An 18,301-nucleotide genomic window follows, 5' to 3' on the forward strand; every position below is an offset into this window, starting at 1 on the left:
CAGCCGAGCATGGCTCGGCTCTACAAAAACCGGGATCGCGCGAACGGCCGGAGGCCATGGCCCGGCGCTACCGTTACGGCGCCTCGCCCTCGGCCTTGCGCACGAAGGCTTCGAACAATGCCAGCGTCTGCTCGCTCACATGGTGCTCGATGCCCTCGGCATCGCGCCGCGCGGTATCCGCGTCCACGCCCAGCGCCAGCAGGAAACGCTCCACGGTCTGGTGGCGCTGGCGGCTGGCGTGGGCCAGCGCCTCGCCTTCCGGGGTCAGGAACACGCCACGGTACGGCCGCTGTACCACCCAGCCATCACGGGCCAGGCGCCGCAGCATCTTCGCCACGGTGGGCTGGGCCACGCCCAGTCGGGTGGCGATGTCGACCTGGCGGGCCTCGCCGCCGTCGGCCAGCAGGTCCGAAATCAGCTCGACATAGTCCTCCACCAGCTCCATCCGGTGCGCCTCGCGCACTTGCCGGAAGCTCTCGACCTGGCGCTCGGCCTCGATCAAGGGGGTGCTTTTCAGCGATGTCGAATCGTCGGTCTTGCCCACGCCTGCGCCTGTCCTTCCGGTGCAATCCGGTGTTGAACCTGAATTCTGGACCAGTCACACGACAAAGACGATTGTTTCACATTGCTAATGACTATAGCAGGAGCTATATTCGGACCCATGAACACCCTGGCGCCCCGCGACCCTTCGGCCTCCACTCCGGCCAGCCTGGGTGCGCTCAACGCCTCGGTCGCGGTGCCCGACAAGGGCCATTGGTGGTTCCGCCTGCTGGCCTTCCTGGGCCCGGGCTACATGATCTCGGTCGGCTACATGGACCCTGGCAACTGGGCCACTGACCTCGCCGGCGGTTCGCGCTTCGGCTACCTGCTGCTGTCGGTCATCCTCGTCTCCAACCTGATGGCGGTGATCCTGCAGGCGCTGTCGGCGCGGCTCGGCATCGCCACCGGCATGGACCTGGCGCAGGCCTGCCGCGCGCGTTACCCCAAGCCGGTGAACCTGGCGTTGTGGGCGCTGTGCGAGGCGGCGATCATCGCCTGCGACCTGGCCGAGGTGATCGGCACCGCCATCGCACTGAAACTGCTGTTCGATCTGCCACTGCTGTGGGGTGCGGTGATCACCGCGCTGGACACGCTGCTGGTGCTGCTGCTGATGAACCGCGGCTTCCGTGCGCTGGAAGCGTTCGTGATCGCGCTGCTGATGGTGATCTTCGGCTGCTTCGTGGTGCAGATCGCGATGGCTGCGCCGCCGGTGATGGCGGTGCTGGGCGGCTTCATTCCGCGCGCGCAGGTGGTGACCGATCCGCACGCGCTGTACATCGCGATCGGCATCATTGGTGCCACCGTGATGCCGCACAACCTGTACCTGCATTCGTCCATCGTGCAGACCCGCGCCTACCCACGTACCGATGAAGGCCGCCGCAGCGCGCTGCGCTGGGCGGTGACCGACAGCACCCTCGCGCTGACCCTGGCGCTGTTCATCAACGCCAGCATCCTGATCCTGGCGGCGGCGGTGTTCCATGCCAATGGCCGATTTGATGTGGAAGACATCGAGCAGGCGCACCAGCTGCTGGCACCGATGCTGGGTGTGGGCGCGGCGGCGACGTTGTTCGCGGTGGCCCTGCTGGCCTCGGGCCTGAATTCGACGGTGACCGCCACGCTGGCCGGCCAGATCGTGATGGAAGGCTTCCTGCACCTGCGAATGCCGCCGTGGCTGCGTCGGCTGATCACGCGTGCGCTGGCCATCATCCCGGTGGTGGTGGTGATCCTGCTGTTCGGCGACCAGGGCGCGGTGAAGCTGCTGGTGCTGAGCCAGGTGGTGCTGTCGATGCAGTTGCCGTTCGCGATCATCCCGCTGGTACGGATCGTGACCGACAAGGTGACGATGGGCGCGCTGGTCGCACCGCGCTGGCTGGGCGCGATCGCCTGGGTGATCGCGCTGGTGATCGTGGTGTTGAACGTGAAGCTGCTGGTGGACACCTTCGCCGGGGCGTAAACCGCATCCCTGGGGTCGGACTCCCTGCCGCAGGCAAGGGGTTCCGACCCCGCCATCTCCATGCTACAGATGCAACGCAATCGCGGCCTCGATCTGCTGCGGCGACTGGAACCCTGCCAGGCGGGTACGTTCGTCCCCGTCACGGAACAGCGAGAGCGTCGGCGTCTGCCGCAGCCCCAGTTCCCTGAAGAACGCCTCGCCCAGCACCTCCAGCTGCACGCGCAGCAGCGTGGTGCCCTGCCCCGCGACGCTGTTGGCCACCCGGTGCAGCGACATCTCCAGCATCCGGCACCCCGGGCACTGGTCCTTGTGGAAGTCCACCAGTACGCGCGGGTGTTCGGCCAGCAGCTGCTGGAACTGCTCAGGCGTGGTGGCGTCGATGATCTGCATCGCTGTTGCTCCAGTAATGGGCCAGGACCGCATCGGTCCAAGCCTCGATGGCCGCGGCATGGCGCTCGCCATGCGGCATCTGTTCGATCTCCAGCGGCGGATAGTCGCTGTGGAAGTAGCGGATCAGCCGGTGCACAGCACCGCAGTAGTACTCCTGCCCCCACTGTGTCTCGCCGGTACCGAACACCGCCAGCTGCCGCGGCCGCTCGCCGCGCTCGGCGATGCCAGCCACCCATGCCTTCATCTCCGAAGGCGTGCGGCCGGCGTTGTCGGTCCAGCAGCCCAGCAGCACCAGGTCGGCCTCGTCGGCCGCCAGGGACGGCGCCTGCTGCAGGTCGTCGGCCTCCTGCCAGTGCACGGCATGGCCTGCAGCGCGGCAACGCTCGGCAATCTGCCGGCCAAGCTCGCGGGTGTTGCCGCTCAGTGAGGCCACCACCAGCAGGATGCTCAGCGCCGTGCCGGACTCAGAGGTCGTCGAAGCCGTTGTCGACGTTGGTCTTCTTGTAACTTGCATTGCGCATCTCGAAGAAGTCGGTCTTGGTCTCGGTGAAATTGTCAGCGTAGGCCTTGATCCACGGCATCACGTTGTCGGTGGTGTCGCTGTACAGGCGCTCGATGCCGAGCATGCCGGCCATCTTGTTGGCGCGGTACTTCACGTAGCGCGTCATTTCCTCCACATCGATGCCATCGATGCCGTCCAGTACTTCCGATGACCACTGGGTTTCCAGTTCGATGGCGTGCTCGAACGCCTGGTGCACATAGGCGGTCAGCTCGTTGGTCTGCAGCTCCGGGTTCTCGCCGATGATGGCGCGGATCAGCTCGCTGATGAACTTGGTATGGGCCAGTTCGTCGCGGTTGATGAAACTGATGATCTTGCCGGTGCCGGTCATGCGGTTCTGCCGCACCATGTTGTAGAAGTACGCAAATCCGGAATAGAAGTTGATGCCCTCCAGGATCGAGGACTGGATCAACGACTTCAACAGGGTCTCGGCGGTCTTCTCGCGCATGAAGTCGTCATACGCGCCCATGATCGGCGCGTTGCGCTTGATGATGGTCGGATGGGTGCGCGCCAGTTCAAATACGCGGTTCTGGTTCGGCAGGTCGGTGATCGAGGCCAGCACATAGCTGTAACTCTCGTTGTGGATCACTTCCTGCTGGCCGATGATCGCGGCATTGGCATGCGCGGCCGGGTCGGTGATGTACTCGGCCACGTTGTAGATGAAGCGCGTCTGCGGTGAGTCGAGCGTGGCCAGCAGGCCGATGATCGAGTCGTAGGCGTTCTTTTCGCGCCCGGACAGCTCGCCGTACTGGCGCGCATCGGCTTTCATGTCGACCTCGTCGGGGATCCAGAAGTTGGTCGACAGCTCCTTGTAGGCCCGATAGAACGACGGGTACGGGATGTCATTCCAGTTCAGGATCCCGCTGGTGCGGCCGTTGATGATGCCGGTGCTGCGGTTGGGATGGCGCGGTTCGAGGATCTTGATGCGGTCGAGGGGGGTTGCCATGGTCGTCTACCTTCGTATTACGTGCGTTGCAGATGTAGAACCGAGCCCATGCTCGGCTGCTCTTCGCGTCGGAGCCGAGCGTGGGCTCGGCGCTACAGGGGCCGCAGCGGTCAGCTGGCGCACCACTCGCATTCGCTGATGTCGATGTCGTTGGAGCGCACGTAGTACGTGGTCTTCAGGCCTTCACGCCAGGCGCTCAGGTGCAGCTCCAGCAGGGTGCTGGCGCGGATCGTGCTGGGCACGTACAGGTTGAAGCTGATCGACTGATCAACATGGCGCTGGCGACGCGCGTTCTGGCGCACGCTGGCGAACTGGTCGACCTTGTACGCCCCCTTCTCGTAGTACGGCCAGGTTTCCAGCGACAACCCCGGCGCTGCCACCGGCCGCCGGAAGTCCTTTTTTTCCTCGTAGTAGAACGCGCTGTAGATCGGGTCGATCGATGCGGTGGAACCGGCGATCTGCGCGGTGCTCATGTTCGGCGCCACCGCCAGCAGCCAGCCGTTGCGCAGGCCGTGCGTGGCGACCTCGCGCGCCAGGCTGTCCCATGCGGCGCCAGTGTAGTCGCGGTCACGGAAGTAACGCCCGTTGTGCCAATCGCTGCCGGTGAACATCGGATAGCTGCCCTTTTCCTTCGCCAGTTGCGCGCTGGCCTGGATGGTCAGGAAATTGATGCGCTCATACAGGCGGTCGGCCAGCTGTTCGGCATCCGGTGAATCCCACTGGATCGCCTGCTGCGCCAGCAGGTGGTGCCAACCGAACGTGCCCAGTCCGATGGCGCGGTACTTGCGGTTGGTGATCGTGGCCTGCGGCACCGGCAGTGCGTTGAGGTCGATCACGTTGTCCAGCATGCGCACCTGGATCGGGATCAGGCGCTCCAGCACATCGGTGGCCAGCAGGTCATCCGGCGCACGGATCGCGCGGCCGAGGTTGATCGAAGACAGGTTGCAGACCACGAAGTCGCCGGCGCGGCGTGTGGTGACGATCTGGTCGCCGCTGACGATCTCCTGGATCATCCGCGTCGGGCTCATGTTCTGCAGGATCTCGGTGCACAGGTTGCTGGAATAGATCATGCCGGCGTGCTTGTTCGGGTTACGGCGGTTGACCTCGTCGCGGTAGAACAGGAACGGGTTGCCCGTCTCCAGCTGGCTGAGCATGATCCGCTTGAACAGATCGATCGCCTTCACCGTGCGCCGGCTGATGCGCTCGTCGGCCACCAGTTCGGCGTAGCGGTCGCGGAAGCTGCCCGCGCCGCGCTTCTCGTCGTAGAAGTCCTGCAGGTACCAGCCCTTGGCCTGCTTCACCTCGTGCGGGTCGAACAGGTACCAGTCGGCACGGCGTTCGACTGCTTCCATGAACAGGTCCGGCACGCACACCGAGGTGAACACATCATGCGCGCGCAGGCGCTGGTCGCCGTTGTTGAGGCGCAGGTCCATGAAGGCTTCGATGTCGCGGTGCCAGATGTCCAGGTACACCGCCACCGCGCCCTTGCGCTGGCCAAGCTGGTCGACCGAAACTGCGGTGTTGTTGAGCTGCTTGATCCACGGCACCACGCCGCCGGAGGAATTGGGCACGCCCCGTATCAGCGCGCCGCTGCTGCGCACATAGCCCAGATAGGCACCCACGCCGCCGCCGTGCTTGGACACGCGGGCGATGTCGGTATTGGAGTCATAGATGCCCTGCAGGCTGTCGTCCACCGTGTCGATGAAGCAGCTGGACAGTTGCCCCCCGACCTTGCCGGCGTTGGCCAGGGTCGGCGTGGCCACCGTCATGTACAGGTTGGACAGCGCCCAGTACGCCTCGCCGACCAGCTGCATGCGCCGCTCGCGCGGCTTTTCTTCCTGCATGAGGTACAGCGCGATGGTCAGCCAACGCTCCTGCGGCAGCTCATAGACCTCGCGGCTGCGGTCGCTGGCCAGATAGCGCGTGGCCAGCAGGTACAGGCCGTTGTAGGCGAACAGGCGGTCGCGTTCCGGGTCGATCATCCCGCCGGCCTGCTGCAGTTCTTCCTTCGAGTAGCAGCGCAGGATGTCGTTGCTGTAGATGCCGCGGTCAGCCAGGCTTTCCTGCAGGCCCACGTAGGAGCCGTACTTCAGGCCGACATCGTAGAAGCGGTTGCGGCTGGCACGCTTGTACAGGCGGCGCAGGTAGATGCGCGCGGCAAACTGCTCCCACTCCGGCGCGACCAGGTCCACGCGCGATTCGGCCTCGCGGATCAGCAGATCGACAAGGTCATCGGCGCTGATGCTGGGCTTGCGCTCGACCATTGCCTGCACCACGCGGCGGTAGTCGCTCACATCCAGCTGCGGGAACTCGGCGTGCACCGCATCGATGCTGCGCTGCAGGCGCTCGGCGTCGAATGGCAGGCGGCGGTTGCCGGCCTCCTTGGTGACCCAGGTCGGCACGCGCTCGCCACCGGCGCGCAAGGCGTCGCCAGCGCCGGCCAGATCGGCCACGCGGAAGGTACTGTCGGTCATGGTGGTGAAGCTCCAGGCTCGCACGCGCGTTGGCGGTCGATGCCATGGCGGCCCTGCACGCGATACCGGCGCACGGGGCGGTCGGGGTGGGATGCCAAAGCGCGGGAACACCAGATCGTCGGCAACAGCCTGCGCCTGCGGCCGGTATCCGGGCCGTGGGGGCGATCTGGGTCCGCACGATGGCGGCCGCGTCGACACGGCAAGCCTTCAGGGGCGGGCCGCGGGACGTTTGCTGCGTGTCCGGCGGCGGCGGCTGACCGGGAGTGACGACCACAACATAGTGGGGATAATCGGAACCGTCAACACAAGATGCGGCAATCACGACATGCCGCGACGATCAGTCGCAGGATGCCGTGTTGCACCTGCGGCGCCTTGTCGACAGCGCCTGCGTCCCCAGTTCGGTACAACATCAACTTTCCGCGGAACACCGCCCATGCGCGCTGCCCAGTACCCTTCCTTCGGCAACCCGGCCGACGTCCTCGCCATTGCCGATGCCACCCTCCCCGAGCCCGGCCCCGGCGAGGTGCGCATCCGCACCGTGCTGGCCTCGATCCACAATCACGACCTGCTGACCGTGCGCGGCCTCTACGGCTACAAGCCGACACTGCCGGCGATCGGTGGCAGTGAAGCATTGGGCGTGGTCGATGCACTCGGCGAAGGCGTCGACGGCCTGCAGATCGGCCAGCGGGTGGCCGCCGCCTCGGTGCATGGCACCTGGGCCGAAGCGTTCATTGCACCGGCACGCATGGTGATTCCGATGCCCGAGGCGATCCCCGACGAAATGGCCGCGCAGCTGATCGCCATGCCGCTGAGCGCGCTGATGCTGCTGGAATTCCTGCACGTCGAAGCAGGCCAGTGGATCGTTCAGAACACCGCCAACGGCGCGGTGGGCAAGTCGCTGGCGATGCTGGCGCGGGCGCGTGGCGTGCATGTGGCCAACCTGGTGCGCAATGCCGATGCGGTCGCGCAGTTGCAGGCGCTGGGCATCGATCATGTGTTCGACACCTCGGTGGAGGGTTGGAAGGATCGCGTGCGTGAAGCGACCGGCGAAGCACAGGCCGCGGCCGCGGTGGATTCCATCGGCGGCGACGCCAGCGGTGACCTGGTCGACCTGCTTGGCCACCACGGCACCCTGGTGTCGTTCGGGGTGATGAGCGGCGAGCCGATGCGCATTCCCGCCGGTGGCCTGATCTACAAGGAGGCCACGGTGAAGGGCTTCTGGGGCAGCAAAGTCAGCCAGGCGATGGCGGTGGAGGACAAGCGCCGGCTGGTCGGCGAGCTGCTGAATCGTGCGGCCAGCGGCGAACTGACCCTGCCGGTGGAGCAGATCTTCGCACTGGACGACATCGCCCAGGCGGCGAAGGCGGGCGCCGGTTCTGGCCGCAATGGCAAGGTGCTGCTGCGGCCTTGAGGGTAGGACAACCGGGGTCAGATCCCTTTCCGCTGGAAAGGGATCTGACCCCGGGGAGGAGTGCGGACCAACGGTCCGCACCCATCGAGTCGGTTCGTTAAGAACCTGTGATGTATAACTGAATGCGCTTTCGTCATTGGAAGGCGTACTTGCCTGCATGCGGTACTGACGGCTCCTCCCCCGTTCGGCGTTGTCGCTTCCATGTACCGCACCACCCTGAACCTGCTTGCCGGCGCGATCGCGCTGGGCCTCACCGCCGGCGCTGCCGGCGCCGCTGAAACCGCCGATGCCGGCAAGGACAGCACCACCCTGGGCACCGTGCTGGTGACCGGCTCCAACATCAAGCGCAGCGACACCGCCGGGCCGAACCCGGTGCAGATCGTCAGCCGCGAACAGATCGAGCAGACCGGTCGCTCCACCCTCACCGACGTGCTGCGCAACCTGTCGGCCAATGCCGGCAACAGTTTCGACGAGCAGTACACCGGCAGCTTCGCCGCCGGTTCTGCATCGATCGGCCTGCGCGGCCTGTCGCCGAAGAACACGCTGGTGCTGGTCAACGGCTATCGCGTGTCCAACTTCGGCTTCGCGCTCAACACGCAGGACACCTTCGTCGACCTCAACGCGCTGCCGATCAGCGCGGTGGAACGCATCGAAGTGCTGAAGGATGGCGCCTCGGCGGTGTACGGTTCCGATGCCATCGCCGGCGTCATCAACATCATCCTGCGAAAGAACTTCCAGGGCGTGGAAGTCGGCGGCGGCTTCGGTACCGCCACCCAGGGCGGCCTGGACGAACGCAAGGCCAACCTGCTGGCCGGCTTCGGTGACCTCGAACAGCAGGGCTGGAACGTGCTGTTCGGGCTGGACCTGCTCAAGCGCGATCGGCTCGATGCAGACCAGCGCGCCTTTACCCGCAGCGGCGATTTCCGCGACAGGCCCGGCGGCCGCCTGGCCGGCTGGTCCACTGCCGGTGGCAACTGGCTGTCCAACCCGCGCGCGCCGCAACCGTTCGCCAGTTGCCCCGAGGGCAGCCAGCTGCGCCCCTACAGCGATTTCGGCAGCACCCTGCCCGGCCAGGCCTGCGCCTTCAACGCGCAGCCGTTCAAGACCCTGCAGCCCGGCGCCGAGCGCCTGCAGGCGTCGTTGAGCGCGACCTACCGCTTCAACGACAGCGTCGAAGCCTTCGCCGATGTGCTGTACAGCCACAACAAGGCCGACCAGATCTTCAGCGCGCCGCTCACCGTGGGCCCTGGCCTGCGTGCCTACAACCCGGCCACCGGCACGCTTATCGACGTGCCGGCGGTGCTGCCGGTGGGCCACCCGAACAACCCGGGCAGCACGCCGCTGCCGTTCGAGTACACCTTCTTCGACCTCGGCCCGCGCCTGAAGGACAACACCCAGGTGTTCTACCGTGCCCTGGCCGGCGTGCGTGGCAGTGGCGAGCGCTGGGACTGGGAAGCGGCGGCGCTGACCTCGCAGAGCGCGCAGCGCGAGTACGTCGACAATTTCGTCAACCGCTACGCGTTCGAACAGATCCTGCGCGATGGCAGCTACAACTTCCTTAATCCGTCCAGCACGCCGGGCGCGTTGGATGCACTGCGCCTGCAGACCAAGCGGCCAGGCTGGTACAAGCTGCACGCGTTGAACGTCAAGGCCTCGACCTCGCTGTGGGACCTCCCGGCCGGTGCGGTCGGCTTCGCCTGGGGTGCCGAGTTCCGCAAGGAGTCACTGGATGCGCGCACCAGTGCACAGGTGCTGTCGGGCACCGAACTGCGCCCGGCCATCAACGTGGTCAACGGCGAGCGCCAGGTCAGCGCGGCCTACGCCGAATTGAGCGTGCCGCTGCACCGCACGCTTGAGCTGCAGGTGGCTGGTCGCGGCGACCACTACGATGATTTCGGCAAGGCGTTCTCGCCGAAGCTGGCGCTGCGCTGGCAGCCGTTGGACAGCCTGCTGCTGCGCGGTTCGTTCTCGCGCGGCTTCCGCGCCCCCTCGCTGCCGGAAATCGCGCCAGGCCAGACCGTCAGCTACGGCTCGGTGATCGATCCGCTGGATCCGCTGCAGCCCGGTGGCAGCCGTGGCGTGACCAACATCCGCACCGGCAACCCGGACCTGAAGGCCGAACGCTCGCGCAACTTCAACGTGGGCGCGGTGTGGTCGCCGGATGGCGATACCAGCATCGGCCTGGACTGGTACCGCATCGAGCAGGACAACCTGGTCAAGCCGGACAGCGCGCAGTTCATCGTCGACAACCCGACGCTGTTCCCCGGCCGTGTACAGCGTGATGCGCAGGGGCGCATCCAGTTCATCACCAACCAGTACGCCAACCAGGGCGAACTGACCACCTCCGGGCTGGACCTGGACGCCAACCACACCTTCCGCACCGAGGGCTGGGGCAACTTCACCGTGGCCGGCAGCTGGACCCACCTGCTGAGCTTCAAGCAACCGCTGATAGCCGGTCAGGCGCCGTATGAGGGGGCTGGCAACAATCGCCACGGCGCGTTGCCGCGTACGCGCGGCACCACCTCGCTGAACTGGGCGGTGGGCGACTGGAGCAGCACGCTGAGCCTGCAGTACGTGAGCGGCTACGACCAGCGCGTGGCGACGGCCACCAGCAATCCGGGCCTGCGCGACCGCGTCAAGCCGTATCAGCAGCTGGATCTGTACGTGGCCTACGAAGGCATTCCCAACACCACGCTGTCGCTGTCGGTGCTGAACCTGACCGACAAGGACCCGCCGTTCGACCCGGCCGGCGGCTCCAACGGTTTCGACATCAGCCAGTACAACCTGCGCGGGCAGTTCGTTTCGCTGGGCGCGCGCTACCGGTTCTGATGCGCCACCTGTAGAGCCGAGCCCGTGCTCGGCTGCTCTTCGGCAACAGGAAGCCGAGCATGGGCTCGGCTCTGCAGGGGTGTGCGGACCAACGGTCCGCACCCACCGCATCACCGGCTCAGGTGCAGGAACTGCAGGTGCCGTTCGTACTGGCTGATGATGTCGTTGATGATCTGCTTGCGGCTGTAGCCGACCAGGTCGTAGTCCTGGCTGCCTTCGAACAGATGCACTTCCGCGCGGTAGTAGCGCTGGTTGCGCAGCTGCTGCGCGGCGAACGACGGGGTCAGGTAGCCACTCAGGATCACCCGGTACAGGAAATCCTGCTGCTCGCCATGGTTCACCGTCAGCTCCATGTCGCCGGCCTCGAAGCGCGTGGCCACGTCCCAGCCCTGCCCGCGCAGCTGTTCGGCCACCGCTTCCATCGCCGGCTTCACCGTGTCATCCATGAAGCGGTAGACCTGGTCGCGCACCGGGAAGTGCATGGCCTGGCTCAGGCGCTGGCGCCAGCCCTGATGGTGGCGATCGTCACCGATCAGCGGCGAGGGCCGGTACTGCAGCGCGCGCTTGCGGTGCGATTCGTCACTGAAGGCGCGGGTCAGGCCCCACATCATCAGCAGCAGCACCGCCGAGAACGGCAGCGAGGCCAATACCACCGCCGATTTCAGTGCATCGATGCTGCCGGCCAGCAGCAGCCCGGCGGTCAGCACCGCGATCACCGTGCCCCAGAACACGCGCAGCCAGCGCGGACCATCATCCTCCGGCGCGCCGCCATGCGAGGACAGCGTGGACAACACCACCGCCCCCGAATCAGCCGACGTCACGAAGAAGATGAAGCTGACCAGCACGGTCACCGCGATCACCGTGCGGCTCCACGGGTAGCCATCCAACAGTGCATACAGCACGGTCGGTGGGTCATCCACCGCCAGCTGCGCCAGCTGCTGCTGGCCGTGGTGCAGCACCTGGTCCAGCGCGCTGTTGCCGAAGATCGACAGCCAGGCCAGGGTGAAGCCCAGCGGGATCAGCAGCACGCCGAACACGAATTCGCGGATGGTGCGGCCACGCGAGATGCGCGCGATGAACAGGCCGACGAACGGCGCCCAGCCGATCCACCAGGCCCAGTAGAACACCGTCCAACCGCCCAGCCATTCCGGCCGGCCGCCATAGGCGTACACATCGAAACTCTTGCCGACCACGCTGCCCAGGTAGTCGCCCAGGTTCTGCATCAGCGTACTCAGCAGGTACTGGGTGGGGCCGGCGCACAGCATGAACAGCACCAGCGCGATCGCCAGCAGCATGTTGATGTTGGCCATCCAGCGCACGCCCTTCTCCACGCCTGAAACCGCGACGGCCACCGCCGCGCCCATCATGCTGACCACCAGGATGATCTGCACCAGGTTGGAGTGCGGGATGTTGAACAGGTGCGACAGGCCCGCGTTGAGGTGCAGCACGCCGAAGCCCATGTCGGCGCCGATGCCGAATACGGTGGCGACAATGCCCAGCGCGTCCACGGTGTAGCCGATCGGCCCGTTGATGCGCTTGCCGATCAGCGGATACAGCGCCGAGCGCAGCGCCAGCGGCAGGTTGTGGCGATAGGCGAAGTAGGCCATCGCCATCGCTGCGAGTGCGAACACGCCCCAGCCATGCAGGCCCCAGTGCAGGAAGAGCAGCTGCATGGCCTGGCGCGCCCCGGCCTCGCCTGCGGCCGGATCGCCCTGCGGCGGCTGCAGGTAGTGGGTCAGCGGTTCGGAGACGCAGAAGAAGAACAGGGTGATGCTGATGCCGGCGGCGAACAGCATGCCGGCCCAGGAAAGATAGCTGAACTCCGGCTCATCATGGTCGGCGCCGAGCTTGATGCCACCATACTTGGACAGCGCCACACCGACCACGAACACCAGGTACAGGGTCATCGCCAGCAGGTAGTACCAGCCGACATTGAGTGCGGCCCAGTCCTGCGCCTTGACCAGCAGGCGGCCCGCACCGAGCGGAAACAGGCTGACGAACAGCGCGAACGCCACGACAACGATCGCCGCAAAGGCGAACACAGGCCGAAGGGTGCGCACCGGGGATTGTTGCGGCTCCAGTACATCCATGGGGCGGCGTTCTCCGGTAGATCAAAGGGTTAGCCGACCGATTCTGGCTGAACCGCAGTGGACAGAGCATGAAGTTGCGGCCTGTGGTCACAGGCCCGGCCCACCATTCCGTGTTATCACGCGCGCGCCGGAGCGCAACCTTGCCCGCGCGGGCCGCGGCGCGGCCACGCGCATCCTGTCCGATCACGACATTACATGCACCGCACACAGCTTGTTGCCATCCGGGTCACGCAGATAGGCCAGAAACACCTGCCGACCGGACATGTTGCGGACGCCGGGCGGATCTTCGATTGCGGTACCACCGTGAGCCACGCCAGCTTCCTGCCAGGCACGCACGGCCTCTGCACTGCCCAGACTGAAACCGATGGTGCCGCCGTTGGCATGGCACGCTGGCTGCCCATCGATCGGCGCGGTCACGCCGAACATCCGCCCATCCTTGAAGTACAGCAGCCGACCCTTTTCGTCGAACACACCCGGACGTGCCCCCATCGCGGCGAACAGGGCATCGTAGAAGCGATGCGCGACGTCCATGTCGTTCGTTCCAACGGTGATGTGGCTGAACATGCGGGCACTCCTTGTGGAAAGCCGCAGTGTCGGCGAGCGCGGGCGACTTCGCAAATCGCCCGCACCGGTGCCGCCACGCCCGCGAAAAGACCCGTTGCTACTTGGCGGTGCTGAGCAGCAGCACCGCCGCAGTGACCAGACCGATGCCGATCCAACCGATCGGACGCAGGCGGTTGCCGAACAACAGGCGTCCGCAGGTGGCGGTTCCGATCACGCCGATCGCACCCCACATCGCATAGGCGGTGGCCAGGTCCATGTAACGCACCGCCTGGCCCAGCAGGGCGAAGGCGATCCAGACCATGACGATCGCAGCGACACCCCAGCGCCAGCGGCGGAAGCCTTCCGACTTGGCCACCATCATGTTCGCGGCGACATCGATCAGCGCCGAACAGATCACGAAAAACAGAGCCAGGGTATTCATCAGTGTGCCTCCCCGAGGGTGACGCAGACGATGCCCACCACCGCCAGCACCAGGCCGGCCAGCTGCTGCAGTGACAGGCTCTCGCCGAACACGGTGAGGCCGACCACGGTCAGCAGGGTCAGGCCCAGGCCTTCCCACACCGCGTAGGCCACGCCCACCGCGATGCGACGCACCGACTGCGCCAGGAAGAAGTAGGACAGCGCCAGCGCACCGGCCATGATCAGATAACCGGTCCAGCCGCCATCGCGGGCGGCGTGGGCCATGAACGAGGTGCCGACCACTTCGGCGACGATCGCCACGGTCAGGCAGGCCCAGGCGACCAGCGCGCCACGGGCGGGAACAGTACGGGACATGTGAAACTCCTTGCAGGACGGGGACCGCGCCGCCTCATCAATGGATCCACGCCGCGCGTGGAGGGTCCGGAACGCCCCTCGCAGACAGGGGCGACGGGGGTTAGTATCATCGCCTTTTACGGTGGTATCAAAATGGATTCCATCGACAGGAGCGATGGATCAATGCCCTATTCCCCTGAATCCCTACAGGCCTTCGTGGAAGCCGCCGCGCTGGGCTCGTTCTCGGCCGCGGCACGGCGGCTGGGCAAGACCCAGTCGACGGTCAGCACCGCCATTGCCCACCTGGAAGCCGACCTCGGCGTGAGCCTGTTCGACCGCCGCTGGCGCTACCCGCGGCTGACCGAGGCCGGGCGCCAGGTGCTGGGCCACGCACAGGAGATCCTGGCCGCCGATGCGCGCCTGCAGCAGTTGAGCGTGCGCCTGTCCGCGCCGGTCGAGCCGCGCCTGACCGTGGTGTTTTCCGATGTCTACCAGCTGGATCCGGAGCAGCGGATCCTGCAGCGCTTCGCCGAAGCGTTCCCGGAGATCGAGCTGGAGTGGCTGGATGCCGAAGGCGAGGACGTGCTGGAGCTGGTCGGCAGTGGTCGCGCCGGGCTGGGCCTGCTGCCCAGGCAGGAGCGTTATCCCGATGGGCTGGTGACGCGGCCGCTGGCGCACCACAGCGAACTGTCGGTGTACGTGGCGCGCGGACACCCGCTGGCCAGCGCCGGGCGTCGCGCCGCCGCACAACTGGCACGGCATCGGCAGGTGCGCCTGAGCGCGGAAGTCGATCAGACCCGCTTGGTCACCGGCCTCGCGTGGACCGCCACCGATTACCTGATGGTGATGGAGATGGCCGAGGACGGCATCGGCTGGGCCGAACTGCCGCGGGCGCTGGTGCAGCGCTATGACCGTGGGCGGCTGGTGGAACTGGTGCTGCCGGGCTGGCCGCGGCGCATCCACAGCGACCTGCTGTGGCGACGCGACACGCCGCCAGGCCCAGCCGCACTCTGGTGGGCCGACGCGTTGGGGTGAAAAAGGGGACGGAGGGGATTAAGTCGTTTGTGCCCCGGCGGTACTGGGGCACAAACGACTTAATCCCCTCCGTCCCCTTTTTATCTGTCAGCGATGGGCGAGCGCGTAATCCAGTGCCGCGCACACCGCTGCCACCTGTGCGTCGTTGCACTGCTGCGGGGTTGCCCGCGGGCTGTCCGGGTAGACCTCGGTGGTGGTGGTGTACTTCGCGCCGGTAATGCCGGCGCACAGGCCCAGCTTCACCAGCGGATACTCGATCACGCCGTGGGCGATCACCGGCGAACCGATGATCTCGCCTTTGTCGTCGGCGGGGGCGATATGGGTGACCTTCTCCACGGCGGCAATGACCGCCTGCTGGAACGCCGGCTGCGGGGCCTCGCTGTCATCCACCAGGTAGAAGCCATCCGGAATCAGGCCCGGCTCGAACGGCTTGCCGTCACGCGCGGCCAGCGCCGGGCGGAACTCGCTTTCATCACTGTCGGTGGTCTCGTGCAGGTCGATGTGCAGCACGAACTGGCCCTTGATCGGTGCAACCAGCTCGATCAGCGCGGTCGACTCGCGGGCCGGGCCATCGGCGCGGAAGTTGCGGTTCGGGTCGATCGCATCGAAGTTCCAGCGGTTGATGCGCTCGAAGCCCCACGGATTCACGCACGGCGCCACCAGCAGGTTGGCCTTGCCGGCATAGTCGGCGGCGTGCTTTTCGAGGAACTCCAGCGCGCCCATCACGCCACTGGTCTCATAGCCGTGCACGCCACCGGTAACCAGCGCGGCGGGCAGCGCCGGGTTCCAGTCGCGGCTGCGCAGGGCGAACAACGTATAGGTCTCGCCAGCGTAGTCGAGCTGGCCATAGGCCACCTTGTCGAAACGCGAGGCCAGCGCTTCGATGCGCGGCAGCACCTCCTGGTCATAGCGACGCGGGCGCTGCTGGCGGCCACGCCACAGCTCCCGTTCCGCCGCTCCCCACGGCTGGCCAGGGGTTCCGACGGGGTAGAAGGCGGCTTGGGACATGGCGGATCTCGGCGAGTCAGGAAGCAATCGCCCACTCTACCACCGGGACAACGGCATGAACCCGACGCGCATTCCATTGGCGAATGGAATCAGCAATAATTCTCATTTACGACCTTCCACAGCCTGCACCGATGCCCATCCACGCCCTGCAACCGGCCCGCCTGCCCCTGGCCGCCGCCCTCACCCTGTGCCTGCTTCCGGCCGCCAGCGTCTTCGCCCAGGACGGCGCTACCACGCTCGACAGCATCCAGGTCTCTGGCAGCTGGCTGGGTACCGGCCTGCATGACAGCGTGAAGCGCTTCGCCGGCGCGCGCACGGTGGTCGACCGCCAGCGCATCGAGGCCAGCGGCGCGGCCAGCATCGGCGATGCCATGCGCCGCATCCCCGGCGTGCAGGTCACCGACAACTCCGGTACGGCCGGCAGCTCGGTCTCGCTGAACATCGGCGTGCGCGGCCTGACCGGGCGCTACTCGCCGCGCTCGACCGTACTGCTGGACGGCGTACCGCTGGCGGTGGCGCCGTATGGCCAGCCGCAGCTGTCGTTCGCGCCGACCAGCCTGTCCAACATCGAATCGATCGACGTGGTGCGCGGCGGCGGCGCGGTGCGCTACGGCCCGCAGAACGTGGGCGGCATCATCAACTTCAGCACCCGCGCCATTCCCACCGGCCCCGGCCTGCACGGTGAGGCCGGCGTGCGCTACACCGCCCATGACCATGGCGGCGGCGACAGTGCCCAGTACAACGCTTTCCTCGGCGGCACCGGCGACAACGGCCTGGGCGCGGCCCTGCTGTACTCCGGCCAGGACGGGCGTGGCTGGCGCCAGGGCAGCGATGACCGCTTCAACGACCTGGCGCTGAAGTTCGCCTATGCCATCGACGCGCAGCAGGAACTGCGTGCCAAGCTGTCGTACTACGATGTGCGCTCGCTGACGCCGGGCGGCCTGACCCGCGCCCAGTACGAGGCCGACCCGTTCCAGAACACCCGCTCCACCGATTTCTGGAAGGGCCGCCGCACCGGCATCGACCTGGGCTACACCAACACGCTGTCGGCCAACAGCGAATTCGAGGTGCTGGCCTATTACAACGAAAGCAGCCGCGCCAGCTCGCTGATCAACACGGCCAATACCCAGTTGACCGTGCAGCCGCGCGATTACCGCGTGCTTGGCATCGAGCCGCGCTACACCCAGCGCCTGCACTGGGGCGCCAGCGTGCACGACATCACCGCCGGCTACCGCTTCCTGCGCGAGCGCGGCAACGACCGCAGCTACACCGTCAGCCGCCGCACCGGCGTGGCCAGTGCCACCACCCGTTTCGACAACGCGACCGATGCCCATGCGTTCTACATCGACGACCGCATCGCGATCGGCCAGTGGCGGATCACCCCGGGCGTGCGCATGGAATGGATCGACATGGACCGCCGCCAGGCCGGTGGCACGGCGACCTTCAGCAGCCGCAACGACAAGGCCCTGCCCTCGCTCAACATCGCCTACCTGCTGACGCCGCGGCTGACTGTGTTCGGCAACTACACCACCTCGTTCGGGCCGGTGCAGAACATCCAGCTGAATTCGCAGACGGCCAGCAACCCGCTGAACCCGGAAATCGCCAAGACCACCGAACTGGGCGCGCGCTGGCAGGACGGTGCACTGCGCGCGGAAGTGACCGTGTTCAAGATGCGTTTCGACAACCAGATCCTGCAGGTGCCGGGCATCACCCCGCCGACCTTCCAGAACATCGGCGCCACCGACCACAAGGGCGTGGAGAGCGCGCTGGAGTACCACTTCGCCGAGGACAGTGCGCTGGCCGGGCTGGAGCTGTACGCCAACTACACCTGGACCCAGGCGATCCAGCAGTCCGGTGACAACCGCGGCCTGGACGTGCCCTTCTACTCGCGCGACACCGACAGCGTCGGCGCCCGCTACGCACTGGCCGGCTGGGCCTTCAATGTCTCCAGCACCCACCAGAGCGGCCAGTTCTCCGATGCCGCCAACACCTGGGAAGAAACCGCTGACGCGCGCGTGGGCCGCGTGCCGGGCGTGCGCCTGTGGAACGCGCAGGTGGCCTGGCAGGTGCCGGGGCTGGACGACAGCGAGATCGCGCTGGGCGTGAACAACCTGGCCGACAAGCGCTGGTACACCCGCAACGTCGATGGCAACGCCGGCCGCATGGTGGCTGCGCCACGCACCTTCTACGTGCAGGGCCGCTACCGCTTCTGACGCGGTAACCGCCCGATGCAGTGACGGCGGCGACCA

15 protein-coding genes are annotated in these 18,301 nt (G+C 66.5%); 5 read left to right on the top strand and 10 right to left on the bottom strand.

The features are described 5' to 3' along the window. Positions 1-73 precede the first annotated feature (73 nt). Positions 74-544 carry a manganese-binding transcriptional regulator MntR gene (gene mntR, locus AC5P8F_RS17955; protein WP_014647435.1) on the bottom strand — a complete coding sequence of 157 codons (471 nt, stop codon included), beginning with the start codon at positions 542-544 and terminating at the stop codon, positions 74-76. A gap of 117 nt (positions 545-661) precedes the next feature. Here mntR and AC5P8F_RS17960 point away from each other — a divergent pair, with 117 nt between their 5' ends. Next, a complete protein-coding gene (locus AC5P8F_RS17960; protein WP_014647436.1) occupies positions 662-1,993 on the top strand; it encodes an Nramp family divalent metal transporter in 1,332 nt (443 codons plus the stop codon). 63 nt (positions 1,994-2,056) lie between these two features. On the opposite strand, the gene AC5P8F_RS17965 is transcribed toward AC5P8F_RS17960, so the two are convergent. The 4 genes from AC5P8F_RS17965 to AC5P8F_RS17980 all read right to left on the bottom strand — a co-directional run bounded on the left by AC5P8F_RS17965 (position 2,057) and on the right by AC5P8F_RS17980 (position 6,362). After that, a complete protein-coding gene (locus AC5P8F_RS17965) occupies positions 2,057-2,383 on the bottom strand; it encodes a thioredoxin family protein (RefSeq protein ID WP_005409967.1) in 327 nt (108 codons plus the stop codon). Next, positions 2,355-2,834, bottom strand: a complete 480-nt coding sequence (locus AC5P8F_RS17970) for a flavodoxin (protein ID WP_041864216.1) — start codon at positions 2,832-2,834, stop codon at positions 2,355-2,357. Before AC5P8F_RS17970 ends, AC5P8F_RS17965 begins: the two co-directional genes overlap by 29 nt. A gap of 13 nt (positions 2,835-2,847) precedes the next feature. Further along, on the bottom strand, positions 2,848-3,888 hold the full coding sequence (locus AC5P8F_RS17975; RefSeq protein WP_008267116.1) for a ribonucleotide-diphosphate reductase subunit beta: 1,041 nt from the start codon (positions 3,886-3,888) through the stop codon (positions 2,848-2,850). A 110-nt stretch (positions 3,889-3,998) separates the two neighbouring features. Further along, positions 3,999-6,362: a ribonucleoside-diphosphate reductase subunit alpha gene (locus AC5P8F_RS17980; RefSeq protein WP_126412463.1), complete on the bottom strand. Its 2,364-nt coding sequence runs from the start codon at positions 6,360-6,362 to the stop codon at positions 3,999-4,001. A gap of 433 nt (positions 6,363-6,795) precedes the next feature. Here AC5P8F_RS17980 and AC5P8F_RS17985 point away from each other — a divergent pair, with 433 nt between their 5' ends. Further along, positions 6,796-7,773: a zinc-binding dehydrogenase gene (locus tag AC5P8F_RS17985; RefSeq protein ID WP_014647439.1), complete on the top strand. Its 978-nt coding sequence runs from the start codon at positions 6,796-6,798 to the stop codon at positions 7,771-7,773. A gap of 201 nt (positions 7,774-7,974) precedes the next feature. Further along, a complete protein-coding gene (locus tag AC5P8F_RS17990; protein ID WP_262225023.1) occupies positions 7,975-10,602 on the top strand; it encodes a TonB-dependent receptor in 2,628 nt (875 codons plus the stop codon). 110 nt (positions 10,603-10,712) lie between these two features. Here AC5P8F_RS17990 and betT read toward each other — a convergent pair whose 3' ends face one another. The 4 genes from betT to AC5P8F_RS18010 form a co-directional block, all read right to left on the bottom strand. Continuing rightward, the gene (gene betT, locus AC5P8F_RS17995) at positions 10,713-12,692 is read right to left on the bottom strand and encodes a choline BCCT transporter BetT (RefSeq protein WP_014647441.1); all 1,980 of its coding nucleotides are present in this window, start codon (positions 12,690-12,692) and stop codon (positions 10,713-10,715) included. 183 nt (positions 12,693-12,875) lie between these two features. Beyond that, on the bottom strand, positions 12,876-13,256 hold the full coding sequence (locus tag AC5P8F_RS18000; protein WP_046431075.1) for a VOC family protein: 381 nt from the start codon (positions 13,254-13,256) through the stop codon (positions 12,876-12,878). A gap of 97 nt (positions 13,257-13,353) precedes the next feature. Next, positions 13,354-13,677 (bottom strand): DMT family transporter, encoded by a 324-nt coding sequence (locus tag AC5P8F_RS18005; RefSeq protein WP_014647443.1) that lies wholly within the window; start codon positions 13,675-13,677, stop codon positions 13,354-13,356. After that, positions 13,677-14,030, bottom strand: coding sequence for an SMR family transporter (locus tag AC5P8F_RS18010; protein ID WP_010485170.1), 354 nt, complete (start codon positions 14,028-14,030; stop codon positions 13,677-13,679). Before AC5P8F_RS18010 ends, AC5P8F_RS18005 begins: the two co-directional genes overlap by 1 nt. A gap of 162 nt (positions 14,031-14,192) precedes the next feature. Here AC5P8F_RS18010 and AC5P8F_RS18015 point away from each other — a divergent pair, with 162 nt between their 5' ends. After that, positions 14,193-15,044, top strand: a complete 852-nt coding sequence (locus tag AC5P8F_RS18015) for a LysR family transcriptional regulator (RefSeq protein ID WP_495228682.1) — start codon at positions 14,193-14,195, stop codon at positions 15,042-15,044. 87 nt (positions 15,045-15,131) lie between these two features. Here AC5P8F_RS18015 and AC5P8F_RS18020 read toward each other — a convergent pair whose 3' ends face one another. Next, positions 15,132-16,052, bottom strand: coding sequence for a M14 family metallopeptidase (locus AC5P8F_RS18020; RefSeq protein ID WP_495228684.1), 921 nt, complete (start codon positions 16,050-16,052; stop codon positions 15,132-15,134). A gap of 131 nt (positions 16,053-16,183) precedes the next feature. On the opposite strand from AC5P8F_RS18020, the gene AC5P8F_RS18025 reads away from it, so the two are divergent. After that, complete coding sequence (locus tag AC5P8F_RS18025) at positions 16,184-18,265, top strand: TonB-dependent receptor family protein (protein ID WP_495228686.1); 2,082 nt, start codon at positions 16,184-16,186, stop codon at positions 18,263-18,265. Positions 18,266-18,301 lie beyond the last annotated feature (36 nt).

Source organism: Stenotrophomonas sp. YJH_SMC_69 (assembly GCF_059370495.1).